A 12428-nucleotide genomic window follows, 5' to 3' on the forward strand; every position below is an offset into this window, starting at 1 on the left:
AGGGCAGATTCACCTCGCCACGGCTATGAGGTAGCCGCCGCCTTGGTCGAGGGCAGGAACGGTCGCAGCAGGTTCTGCTCCGTCGACGCCCCGAACTGCCATTCGGAGATCCACGGCCCGGTGCCCTCGCTGGGATCCAGCGCACCACCCTCCAGGAACCGGTAGCGCCCATCCAGAATGCCGCGCGTCAGCTCGGTATCGGCGTCATCGGTGTTGTCCCACAGGGATTCGAACAACTTCTGCACCCGGATACGGGACTGCCGGCAGAACACCTCGGCGAGCTCCTCGGCCGCCACCCCGTCGGGATCGCCTGCCACACGCAGGGATTGGGCCCTCACGCACGCGGCGGACATGGCGAACAGCTCCGCGCCGATATCCACGATGCGACCCAGGAAGCCCTGCTTGTACTCCAATTTCGCCTGCCAGCGCGCCATTCCGTACATGAGCGCCCGTGCCTGCTTGCGCGACATCCGCTCCACGAACCGCATATGCCTTGCCAGCGGGCCGAATTCGCCGAAGGTGGCCGGAACCGTGCCGGTGCCGACCGTCAACTGCGGGAACCACTTGGCATAGAAACCGCTCGCACCGACCGCGGCCTTGGCCTTGTCCTTGAGCTCGGCATTGCGATCGACCAGTGCGCCCGCCGCCGCCATATGCGCATCGGCCATCTCACGGGCGATCAACAGGCGCATGATCTCGCTGGAACCCTCGAAGATGCGATTGATACGCAGATCTCGCACCAATTGCTCGGCGCCGACGGCACGTTCGCCACGCGCGGCCAGCGACGCCGCCGTCTCATAACCGCGACCGCCGCGAATCTGCACCAGCTCGTCCGCGATGGTGCAGGCCATCTCCGAGGCCCACAGTTTGGCCAGCGCGGCCTCGATCCGAATGTCATTGCGGTTCTCGTCGCACATGGTCGCCGAGAGATCCAGCACCGCCTCCAGCGCGAAAGTCGTTGCGGCGATGAAGGACAACTTCGCGCCCACCGCCGCGTGCTCACCGACCGGACGACCCCACTGCACGCGGGTGGCGCTCCACTCGCGGCCGATCTTGAGCGACCACTTCGCCGCCGCCGTGCACATGGCCGGAATCGCCAGGCGGCCCGCGTTCAACGTGGTCAGCGCGATCTTGAGACCGTCGCCCTCGCGGCCGACCAGATTGCGTTTGGGGACGCGCACATTGTGCATACGGGTGACGCCGTTCTCGATACCCCGCAGACCCATGAACGAATTACGGCGCTCCACGGTGATTCCCGGGCTGTCCGCCTCCACGATGAAGGCGGAGATGCCACCGCGATGCCCCTCGCTCTTGGGCACCCGCGCCATCACCACCAGGAGTTCGGCGACCACGCCATTGGTGGTCCACAGCTTCACACCGTTGATGTCGTACGCCTCGCCGTCCTCGGTGGGTGTGGCGGTGGAGGCCATGCGCGCCGGATCGGAGCCGACATCGGGTTCGGTGAGCAGGAAGGCGCTCACCGCGCCTCTGGCACAGCGCGGCAGGAACTCTCGCTTCTGCTCCTCGGTGCCCGCCAGTTTGAGCGGCTCCGGAACGCCGATGGATTGATGCGCCGAGAGCAGTACGCCCAAACTCGCGTGTGCGGAGCCGACCAGCATGAGCGCGCGGTTGTAACCGACCTGGGTGAGGCCGACGCCGCCGTACGACTCCGGAATCTTGAGGCCGAAGCAGCCGAGTTCGGCGAGCCCGCGCACGTATTCGTCCGGAATGCGGCCCTCGGCCTCGATGCGCTGACCGTCGATCGTGTCGCAGAAGGCTTCGAGGCGGGTGAGGTAGAGATCCATCTTGGCCTGATCCTGTGGCCCCGGCTTGGGGAACGGATGGATCAGGTCGAGGCGGAAGCGGCCGAGGAACATCTCCTTCGCGAAAGAGGGTTTGGCCCAGTCGGTTTCGCGGGATTCTTCGACGAGTGCCCGGGCCTGCTCTTCGGTGGCGTCGACTTTCGCTGTGGTCGCCATAGCGTCCTCCTCGGAGGTGATCGGAATCACATTCGAGTGTAGGAGCCTTTGTTACCCACCGGTAGTCGTCAGCTGAGATCAAAAAGCCTTGTCAGACAATGATCTTGGAAACCAGCTACTCTCCAGCTCTCCTGCCCGCTGCCCTCGTGGCAGCGGGCAGCGGGAGAATTCGGGGCGGGGTGCTACTGAACTCCGCGCAAATATCTGCCGAAATGCGGCACCGTGAAACCGATTGTTCCGCGCTCTGCCGAGTAGATGAGCCCCTTCTTGATGAGACCGTCGCGCGCGGGGGACAGGGACGCCGGTTTGCGATCGAGTTCGCGGGCGACGGCCGCGGTGGAGACGGGTCCGTCATCGCCGGCGAGATCGGCCATGGCGCGCATGTATTCGCGCTCGGCGGGGGTCGCCCGCTCGTATCGCGAGCCGAAGAATCCGACCGCCAGCTCCTCCTCGGCGTGCGGTGCGGCCACCGCCACATCCTCCTCGCTGATCGGGCTCTGCGCGGCCGCGTCCCAGGTCGCCTTGCCGTACGCCTGCACGAAATACGGGTAGCCGTCCGCCTTTTCGTAGAGGGCGTCCAGTGCGGCCTCGCTGTACTTCACATCCTCGCGCCCGGCCGGAGCCATCAGCGCCTGGTCGGCGGATTCGCGATCGAGGCGGTCGATGCGGTGATAGGAGAACAGCCGCTCGGAGTATGACTTCGAGGCCGAGAGCACCGCGGGCAGATGCGGCAGGCCCGCACCGACGACGATCAAAGGTGCTGCGTCCTGGCTCAATTCGTGGCAGGCCCCGCAGATGGCGGAGATGTCCTGCGGACCCAGATCCTGCATCTCGTCGATGAACAGCGCGATGCCCACACCGATGTCGCGGGCGAGTTGCGCTGCCTCCAAAAGCAATTCGACCAGATCGATCTCGATATCCCCGGAGTCGGCCCGGCCGGTCACAGCGGGCACATCGATACCCGGGTTCCAGCGCTCGCGCATACCCTTGTCGGCGGTGGAGCGCAGGGCGAAGGCCTTGAGAATTCCCAGGAAATCGTCGACCTGCTCCGGATTGCGATGCGATACCGCTATCGACCGCACCGCCATGTGCAGGGCCGAGGAGAGCGGGCGCCGCAGCTCCTGATCCGGGCGTGCCTCGAGTTTGCCGGTACCCCAGCCGCGGCTGCGCGCGGCCGAGCGAAGCTGATTGAGCAGCACCGTTTTCCCGACCCCGCGCAACCCGGTGAGCATGACGCTGCGTTCGGGGCGGGCGCGGGCAATGCGCTCGAGCACGATATCGAAGGCGTCCAACTGCCGATCGCGGCCCGCGAGTTCGGGTGGGCGCTGTCCGGCACCGGGGGCGTACGGGTTTCTGACCGGGTCCACGCGACGACCGTAGCGCCAAAGTTCGGGATTATCCGGGCATCTAGAGAAGCCCCTAGACAGAGCAATGGATGGGTACGCACGGGCTTGTCGGCGGTCGACACGACCGGCTGTCCGTTTCGTCGGGAGCGGGTGTTCGCTTCGCACCCCTTGTCGCGCTTGCGCCCTCGCTACCCTTATGGCTGATTCGCAGCTGTCCAGGCAGGAGGGTTCATGTCGGAGGAAGCCCCGTCCACCGTCGCCGAGGTGGTCGAGTCCTGGAACGTACCCGCCGAGGCGGTGGTGGCCGCTCGCATTCGCGACAACATCCTGGTGGCCATCGAACGCGGTTATGACGATCCGCAATTGGTCGCCGATCTCGCGGTGGGCCCACTCGTCATGGCCCTGGGTCAGCTCGAGGTCGAACTCGCCGACGCCCGGCGTCGCATCGCCGAACTCGAGCGAGCGGCGCGGGCGCGCAGTTGAGTTTGCGAAAAGGTAACGGGCATTTCGATCGCGTATATCTTCCCGTGATCCGACGCGGCGAAGCCGAATTCGTGTATCTGCCGGGGGATTTGCGACTCGACACGCAACGCGCCGCGTGTGGGGTGGACAACACGGGCTGGCAGTCGTAATCTCTTCGTGACTTAGCGGAGTCTGTCGCTTCATCGGAGAGGCGGCCCGCGGCGTTACCGGCTAGTCGGCGACGAACCACAGAAACGTTCGTCAGCGAATCGGGATGTAAGCAAGATCGGAGAGTGCGGCTCGGTGGGTAAGCACAGCATGCAGCGGGAATCTCGGGTACCGAATTCCGTGAAGGGCGCCATCGTCATGGGCGCTATGGCAGCAACGACAACCGGCGCGTTCCCGGCGATTACCGCCCAGGCCGCCAGCGTCGACATTCCGGGTATCGGAAAGTTCGATGTGCCGGACGATTTCGCACCTCAGGTGCAGCAGTTCAACCAGGCGGTCAAGGACTTCCAGTCCAACGGCATTCCGCAGGTCGGCGTGAACCCGTCCCCCGGCGCCAATGGTTTCCAGCTTCCGGAGCTGTTCCCGCAGAAGCAGAACGGCCCCTCGCAGATCGCTCTGGAGGCCGCGAAGACCAAGGTCGGCGCGCAGTACTCCTGGGGCGCCACCGGCCCGTTCAGCTTCGACTGCTCCGGTCTGGTGCAGTGGGCCTACAAGCAGGCCGGAGTCGAACTGCCGCGCACCAGCTTCGAGCAGTCGCACGTCGGCGCGCCCGTCGCCTTCGAGGACCTGCAGCCCGGCGATATCGTCGTCACCAATGGCGGCGGACATGTCGGCATGTACGCCGGTGACGGCAAACTGCTGAACGCGGTCCAGACCGGCACCCCCGTCTCCTACACGAACCTGCGCCCCGACATGGTTGTCACCGCGCGCCGCATCAACGCATAAGCCATACGTATCGTGTAGCTCGTGACGTCAGCTCTTCCGAGCGAACCGGCCCAGGCCCGAGTTGATTCTTGGATCTGGGCCGTTCGTCTGTTCAAGACCAGATCCGCGGCGGCCACCGCCTGCCGCGCCGGACATGTGCGCGTGAACGGTGTCGCCGTGAAGGCCGCGCATCCGCTCAAACACGGTGACGAGATCCGGGTTCGGATCGCCGGTGCCGAGCGCATCGTCATCGTGCAGCGGCTGCTCACCAAACGCGTGGGCGCGGCAGTGGCCGTGCAGTGCATGATCGACAAGAGCCCGCCCCCGCCCGATCCGCTCGTGGTCGCCACCCTGCCGCAGCGGGATCGCGGCACCGGTCGCCCCACCAAACGCGAACGGCGCGAAACGGATCGACTGCTCGGCCGTGAGAACTAGCGGGCCGCCGCGCGATTCGCGGCCAAGGCCGTCGCCAGCACCGTCACCAACGCCCCCAGCATGAGCGCGGCCGGTTCCCCGGGTTCCAGCACACGCAGTTGGGTGCCGACCGTGACCGCGGCGACCGGCACCCCGATCTGCGCCGACGCGAGCACCCCGAACGCCATCGGCTGACCGGTGAACCGCATGGCCACATGCGCCAGCACCGCCGCCGCGCCCAGCGCCAGGCCGAGCAGGATGAGCCACGGATGGTCGCCGAACTCGCGCAGGTTCAGGCGTGCGCCCAACCAGACGAAGAACAGCGGCGCCAGAAACCCGTCACCGATGGCGAAGAGCTGCTTGGCAACCCGGCGCGGTTCGCCGATCGCCGATACCACCAGCCCCAGCGCGAACCCCGCCAGCATGATGGAGACGTGCGTCTTGGTGGCCAGTGCGCACAGCGCGAACAACAGCACCAGGCTCACGCGCAGCTCGAGTGCGAACCCGCGCTGCTCGGACACCTTGTGGAAGCGATGCCGTAGTCCGGAGTCACCCAGATACTTCAACCCGAGGTACAGCACCACCGCGACCGCCGACACCGCCAGCGCACCCAGCGCCGCCCGTCCGGCATTCCCGGGATCGATCACCAGCGGCAGCGCCACCACACACGCCGCATCGGCGATGGCGACCTGAGCGGTCAACTCCAGCACCGCCGCTCCGGTCAAGCCCTGCGAATCGATGATCGGCAAAACCAGCGCCGCCGACGAGGAGGCGATCAACACCGCGTACAGCAGGCCGTGCCCGGTATCGAAGACCGCCGCCACACCCTCCCCGATGAGCACGGCCAGCCCGCCCACCGGCACCGCCCGCATCGCCCCGCGGCCCAGCGCCGACCGAATGGTCGAATCCCGCATGGGCACATGGGTTCCCGCCACGAACATGACCACCGCGAACCCGATATCGGCGAGAAAGGTGAAGGTCGGATCCGAGGGATCCAGCACGCCGAACCCGGTGCTGCCGAACAGGATTCCGGCCAGCAGCTCACCGACAATGACCGGAATCCGCCATTGCGGCCGCCACGCCAGTATCGGCCCGGTCAATCCGAGCAGGACGATGAGCGACAGCAGTTCGAAACTCACCGCAGCGACGCGATCTCAGACATTCGGTCATCATTCCCGGGTGACCGGCGCGCACCCTCCCGACACGCGGGACAGCGGCTGCCAGCCGACGCCCGAGAAGCCGATGGTGAAGTCGGTGGGATCGGCGGCGGTCAACTCGACCAGATGCGCGGCCACCGTCCGGTCCAGCTCGCGACCGGCGTGCACCACACCGCGGATCGCCGCCCCGCACTCGCGGATATCCTGTAGCGCCGCAGCCAGATCGCTGCGATCCGACGCATCGCAGCGCACCACCACGATCCACTCCTCCATGCCCGCCAGGGGTTCCGGCAGCGCCCGCGGCACCCGGGTCAGCACGACCACATCGCGGGCTCCGGAGTCCAGCAGCCAGCGCACCACCAGCGCGCCCGAATCCCCGAGCCCGCCCGCCACCACATAGGTGCCCTCCACCCGGATGCGCACCTCGGGCATGGCCACCCCCACCCCCCGCACCGATACCCGACGCGCCCAGCGCCGCTCCGGTGGTGCGAGGGTCGACGCGCCCAGCGCCGCCCAATCCACCTGCCGCCCTTCCAGATACAAGCGCCCGAGCGCGCGCAGCAGGCCCGCCGCCTCATCCACCCGCGAACCGGCCGCATAGGCGGATTCCCGGAACGCCACCCGCTCGCGCACCACCGGCGTCAGCACACCGTGCGGTCCCACCTCGACCACCGTCGAAATTCCCGCCGCCGCCGCGTGTTCCAGCGCCGCACCGAGTTCGACCGGTCCGGCGGCGTTCGCGCCCCAATACTCGGCGTCCATGCTCGGCGGTGTCGCTCGCGAACCGGAGCCGTTCCCGTGACGACCGGGCGTCCGCGCGGGAGCGGTCGAATCTGCCTGTGCCGCAACATCTTCGGTAGTCGGTTTCCCGGCCCCGAGTCGAGTACCGGCTGTGGGGAGGTCGACGGGAAGCGCGCCGATGACCAGACCCGCGCGGGTGGTCGAGAAGATCGGCAGCTCCGCGCGGAGGGTGCGAACCTCGCCCAGCTCCGTCACCAGTTGTGGCGCGATGGCTTGTGCGCGTGGGGCATGCGGTACGGCGATCATGCCCGCCGCCGCGGCGTCGGGGGTGATGCGCTGGGCGAAGATCGCCCGGCGGTGGGCGCGGCGCACCAGGGCGTCGATATAGCGCGCATCGCCGGAGACCGTGATCGAATTCGGGCCGTCGATCGCCGCCACCCCGACCGAGGCGCGCATGGGTTCGATCAGGCGCCGGACCTCGGCGGGGGTGGCCTCCAGGACCGCGGCGGCCCCGTCATCGCCCGGCTTGGCGAGCAGGCGTCCGCGCGCCACCACGATGCGCGCCCCCTCGGCCAGGGTGATCGCCCCGCCTGTCACCGCCGCGGCGATCTCCCCGACCCCGTGTCCGGCAACGGCATTCGCGCGCACGCCCCACCACGCCAGCAGTTCGGCCAGCCCCAGCTGGAAGGCGAAGAGCGCGGGCTGGGCGAATTCCGCACCGGCCGCACCGGCGGCGAATCCGTTGCGCGGCGTCCACACTCGGGGTCCGCCCGCCTCCACCACCGCATCGGCCGCCTCGGCCACGGCCGCGGCGAATACCGGATATCGCGCCGCCAGCGCGCGTCCCATGCGCGGGTGCCCACCACCGCCCGAGAACAGGAACAGCACTCCGCCGCGGTCCACCGGTTCGGAAACACCGATGGTTTCCCCGATTTCGGGTGTCCGCGCCGAGGCGGACGATGCCGATCCGACGAATCGCCACCTCGCACCGCAGGAGTTGCCGTCCACCGCAGTGCCGTTCGCCGCCTCGGCGCGGGCGTCGCGCCGCCGTTCGGCAGAGGTGCGGGCGGGCGAGACTCCGGCCATGGCGGTGAGATGCTCGGCCAGGGCGCGGAATTGAGTTGCGGCGGTGGCGGTATCGACGGCCAGTATGGCGGCGCGGGTGCGGTCGGGGAGGAGACGGGCGGTGGCGGCGGCGAAATCGCGCAGGGTGGGGTAGGAGCCGACGGCGGCCGCGTACTGCCGTGACAGGGCGTGCAGGGCATCGAGATCGCGTGCCGAGAGCGGGATCAGCAGTGGCGGTTCGGCATCGCGGAGTCCCGGGTGCTGTTGTACAGCGGTGGTTTTCGCGCCCTCGCCGGGGCTCTGCAGGACGATTCGGGCGTGCGGGTCACCGGAGTGCGGGTAGCCGAGTCCGGCGGCGGTGAAGTCCGCGTAGCGGCGACTACCGGCGCGGTGCGCATCCCGGGTGCGCTGCAGGATAAGGACGGTGGCATGACCCGTCCCGGGAATGCTTATGCCCGAAATGTCCTGGGGGAGTGCATTGTCCGGAAGCAGCGTCAGGTCCGCACCACCCGCGATGACGAACGGCACCGACTCGTCGGCGAGCAGGCGGACGGCCGTATCCACCGCCACCAGCGGCGCACCGCGGTCGCTGGCGACCAGCAGGCTGGGCCCGTGCAGATCCAGTGTGCGGGAGAGCTGATGCGCGATATTCACCGTACCGCCCGGCCCGAATATCGTTGCGGTGCCGAGCACTACGGCCGCGCGCGAGCCGGGGCACAGGTACCCCAGACCGGAGTCGTCCAATGCCTCGACGGCGAGTTCGAGGGTGACACGCTGACGCGGGTCGAGTGCGGTGGCCTCGGCCTCGGGCAGAGCGAACCAGTCGTTGTCGAAGGCGGTACCCGTGACTCGACAGCCGACACCCACGATCGACACCCCCGGAAACGGGGTTGGATCGTTCGATGCCTTCGTACTCTGCCGCACAGGAAATCCCTCCCGCGTCCGGCGACATGTGCGCCGAGGTACCTCCGGGCGATTGTGTCAAGATTTCGCCTCGCCCAGAATAGCTTTCGCGCAGGTGGGTCGGGGCGCGCGGCATCGGAACATGAGTGCGCCCCGATGCCGGGAGGGCATCGGGGTACTCGCCGCGTCCGACTATGAGGCGTTCGCCGTGCGGGTGTGGATCGGGTGCTCCAGATCGGCCGCCGTGGCATGCATGCTGAAGAATCGGAGCGCTAGGTTCACCGCGTCCTGTTCGGTGTGAACGCCCGAAATTGTCATCGTCCGCCGCAGCGCGTCATCGTCGAGATAGATACGAGTGATTGCCATTTCGGCACCTCCGCCACGTCGGACTGTCGTTAAAGCATGACCTATCGCGGGGCGCTTGATACCCGAAATGACCAGAGCCCTTGGCAAGAATTGCCAAGGGCGCCATACCGCCTCTCCGCGACTTCAGCGCCCAATTAAGAGCCGAGAAAGTCCCATTCGCGTAGCGCGGTCAGGTGTGGGCCGAGTTTTGGGGGTACCCCAGGAGTTACCCGGCCCGCACGAAATCAGTAGTCGCGTCAGTTCAGCATGCCGCCCAGGCGGCCCCGGATGAGTTCCTCGGCCTCGGAAACCATGCGGGAGACCAGGTCTGCGCAGGTCGGGATGTCGTCGATCAGGCCCTGGACCTGTCCGGCGGACCAAATACCCGCATCCAGATCGCCCTCTTCGAAGACACGGCGACCGCGCGCACCGGCGACCAGATCGCGCACATCCTCGAATTTGCCGCCGGCCTTCTCGATTTCGACGACCTTGCGGCTGATCTCGTTATCCGCCACGCGCGCGGTGTTGTGCATGGTGCGGAAGATGAGCTGCGTCGCGCGCTCGGTATTGGCGACGATCTGCTCCTTCACGCTCTGGTGGATGGCCGACTCCTGCGTGCACATGAAGCGGGTACCCATATTGACGCCGTCCGCGCCCAGCGCCAGCGCCGCGACCAGACCGCGCGCATCGGCGATACCGCCCGAGGCGATGACCGGAATATCCAGCGCCTTGGTGGCGGCGGGGATCAGGATCAGGCCGGGGACATCGTCCTCACCCGGGTGGCCCGCGCACTCGAACCCGTCGATGGAGACGCCGTCGACGCCGATCTTCTGGGCCTTGAGCGCGTGCCGAACGCTGGTGCACTTGTGCAGCACCTTGATTCCGGCGGCCTTGTAGTACGGCAGGAAGGGTTCGGGATTGGAGCCCGCGGTCTCGACGATCTTCACGCCCGAGTCGATGATCGCCTGCATGTACTCCTGATACGGCGGCGGGTTGATCGACGGCAGGATCGTCACATTCACGCCGAACGGCTTATCGGTGAGGGTGCGCGCCTTCTCGATCTCCTTCAGGAGATCCTCCGGGGTGGGCTGGGTGAGCGCGGTGATGATGCCGAGGCCGCCCGCCTCGGACACGGCGGCGGCGAGTTCGGCGCGGCCGACCCACATCATGCCGCCCTGCACGATCGGGTGCTCTACCCCGAAGGTCTCGGTGAACCTGGTACGCAGCATCGGCGCAGTCCTCTCGTAGCCTCTCACAACTGGCTTTGATACTCGCATAGTTGCATATGGGCCTTCAACCCTGATGTGAGTCGGAGTTTGCACGTTTGGCGGCGGTCGGGGCGCGTGCCTGGGGATAACCTCGCACCGGATTGAGTACCATCAAGAGCAGTTTATATGCTCTGAACTGCTGATTGAATCAATGATAAGCATGGGCTGGAACCTTCTCTGTAACCCTTGTCACGCCAATAAGTTAGTTGCTATTCTCACGAGCGACCAGACGGAAGGACACAGCATGACCACAGGTCTCCGGCCGCTCGACGAGCCGATCCGGTCCAGGCGCAATCACTGGGTCAACCAGGTCGCCACGCATGCGGCCATGCGACCCGACAGCGTCGCCTTCCGGTTCAAGGGCGTGGACACCACGTGGAGTCAGCTGCACGAGCGTTCGGAGAAGTTCGCCGACGCGCTCGCCCGTCGCGGGGTCGGGTTCGGCGATCGCGTGCTCATCCTCGCCCTGAACTACACCGCGTACATCGAGGCCGTCATGGGCATCAATGCGCTCGGGGCCATCGCGGTGCCGGTGAACTTCCGACTCACCCCGCCGGAGGTCGCCTATATCGTCAGCGACTCCGGCGCGAAGGCCATCGTCACCGACTCGCTGCTGCAACCCCTGGCGGTCGGTGTCGCCGGGCAGGCGGCCGGGCTCGACACCGTCGTGGTGATCAACGGCAAATCCGGCGACGGCGTGCTCGGCTATGCGGAGGTGCTCGCCGAGGCGGGCGAACCCCATGCGCCGCTGGATATCCCGGAGGAGACGCCCGCGCTGATCATGTACACCTCGGGCACCACCGGTAGCCCCAAGGGCGCGGTGCTCTCGTACGCGAATCTGAACGCGCAGGCGCTCACCTGTATCCGTGCCATGGAGATCACCCCCGTATCCATCGGGTTCTGTACCTCACCGCTGTTCCACATCGCCGGATTGGGCAGTCTCACACCGTATTTCATGCTCGGCGGCAAGACGGTACTGCATCCGCTCGGCGCGTTCAACGCCACCGAATACCTCGATGCCATCGAAGCGGAACAGGCCACCACCGCCTTCTGCGTCCCGGTGCAGTGGCAGCTCATCTGTGAGGAACCGACCGTCAAGGAGCGCAAGCTCGCGCTGCGCTCACTGTGCTGGGGCGCGGCCCCCGCCTCCGACACCGTGCTGCGAGCCATGGCCGACTGCTTCCCGGAAGCCTTCAACGTGGCCGTCTTCGGCCAGACCGAAATGTCGCCCATCACCTGCGTTCTCGACGGTAAGGACGCGCTGCGCAAGATCGGATCGGTCGGCAAACCCATCCCCACCATCCAGGCCCGCATCGTCGACGACGAAATGAACGACGTCGCCCCCGGCGAAATCGGCGAAATCGTCTACCGCGGCCCCACCATGATGCAGGGCTACTGGAACCGGCCCGAGGCCACCGCCGAAGCCTTCCACGGCGGCTGGTTCCACTCCGGCGATCTGGTGCGCGTCGACGACGAGGGCTTCATCTACGTGGTCGACCGCAAAAAGGACATGATCATCTCCGGCGGCGAGAACATCTACTGCGCCGAAGTCGAGAACGTCCTGTTCGCCCACCCGAAGATCCACGAGGCCGCGGTAATCGGCCGCGCCCACGAGAAGTGGGGCGAAGTCCCCGTAGCGGTGGTCGCACTCGTCGAAGGCGTCGACGCCCTCACCCTCGAGGAACTCGAACCCTTCCTCAACGAATCCCTGGCCCGCTACAAACACCCCAAGGACCTCGTCATCGTCCCCGAACTCCCCCGCAACGCCAGCGGCAAGGTCCTCAAGGTCGAACTCCGCAAGTAGTCGGGGGCCGA

At 67.0% G+C, this 12428-nt stretch carries 10 protein-coding genes; 4 read left to right on the forward strand and 6 right to left on the reverse strand.

All coding sequences use genetic code 11. From position 1 onward, the window contains the following. Positions 1–23: 23 nt before the first annotated feature. Positions 24–1979, reverse strand: a complete 1956-nt coding sequence (locus tag OHB26_RS11840; RefSeq protein ID WP_330184227.1) for an acyl-CoA dehydrogenase family protein — start codon at positions 1977–1979, stop codon at positions 24–26. A gap of 182 nt (positions 1980–2161) precedes the next feature. Beyond that, on the reverse strand, positions 2162–3346 hold the full coding sequence (locus OHB26_RS11845) for an AAA family ATPase (protein ID WP_330184228.1): 1185 nt from the start codon (positions 3344–3346) through the stop codon (positions 2162–2164). Between the two features lie 210 nt (positions 3347–3556). On the opposite strand from OHB26_RS11845, the gene OHB26_RS11850 reads away from it, so the two are divergent. The 3 genes from OHB26_RS11850 (at position 3557) to OHB26_RS11860 (ending at position 5155) form a co-directional block, all read left to right on the forward strand. Further along, positions 3557–3808: a hypothetical protein gene (locus OHB26_RS11850; RefSeq protein WP_330184229.1), complete on the forward strand. Its 252-nt coding sequence runs from the start codon at positions 3557–3559 to the stop codon at positions 3806–3808. A gap of 345 nt (positions 3809–4153) precedes the next feature. Continuing rightward, on the forward strand, positions 4154–4741 hold the full coding sequence (locus tag OHB26_RS11855; RefSeq protein ID WP_330185597.1) for a C40 family peptidase: 588 nt from the start codon (positions 4154–4156) through the stop codon (positions 4739–4741). Between the two features lie 21 nt (positions 4742–4762). After that, complete coding sequence (locus tag OHB26_RS11860; RefSeq protein WP_330184230.1) at positions 4763–5155, forward strand: RNA-binding S4 domain-containing protein; 393 nt, start codon at positions 4763–4765, stop codon at positions 5153–5155. Here the strand turns inward: OHB26_RS11860 and OHB26_RS11865 are convergent. From OHB26_RS11865 to OHB26_RS11880, 4 genes are all read right to left on the reverse strand, one after another. Beyond that, positions 5152–6273: a cation:proton antiporter gene (locus OHB26_RS11865; protein ID WP_330184231.1), complete on the reverse strand. Its 1122-nt coding sequence runs from the start codon at positions 6271–6273 to the stop codon at positions 5152–5154. The two genes, OHB26_RS11860 and OHB26_RS11865, sit on opposite strands and share 4 nt — an antisense overlap. 30 nt (positions 6274–6303) lie before the next feature. Beyond that, the gene (locus tag OHB26_RS11870) at positions 6304–8964 is read right to left on the reverse strand and encodes an acyltransferase domain-containing protein (protein WP_330184232.1); all 2661 of its coding nucleotides are present in this window, start codon (positions 8962–8964) and stop codon (positions 6304–6306) included. A gap of 228 nt (positions 8965–9192) precedes the next feature. Then, positions 9193–9366 carry a type II toxin-antitoxin system VapB family antitoxin gene (locus tag OHB26_RS11875; protein ID WP_330184233.1) on the reverse strand — a complete coding sequence of 58 codons (174 nt, stop codon included), beginning with the start codon at positions 9364–9366 and terminating at the stop codon, positions 9193–9195. A gap of 236 nt (positions 9367–9602) precedes the next feature. Further along, positions 9603–10574: an NAD(P)H-dependent flavin oxidoreductase gene (locus OHB26_RS11880; protein WP_330184234.1), complete on the reverse strand. Its 972-nt coding sequence runs from the start codon at positions 10572–10574 to the stop codon at positions 9603–9605. A 283-nt stretch (positions 10575–10857) separates the two neighbouring features. On the opposite strand from OHB26_RS11880, the gene fadD5 reads away from it, so the two are divergent. Continuing rightward, on the forward strand, positions 10858–12417 hold the full coding sequence (gene fadD5, locus OHB26_RS11885; protein WP_330184235.1) for a fatty-acid--CoA ligase FadD5: 1560 nt from the start codon (positions 10858–10860) through the stop codon (positions 12415–12417). Positions 12418–12428 lie beyond the last annotated feature (11 nt).

The organism is Nocardia sp. NBC_01503 (assembly GCF_036327755.1).
Classification (GTDB): Bacteria; Actinomycetota; Actinomycetes; order Mycobacteriales; family Mycobacteriaceae; genus Nocardia.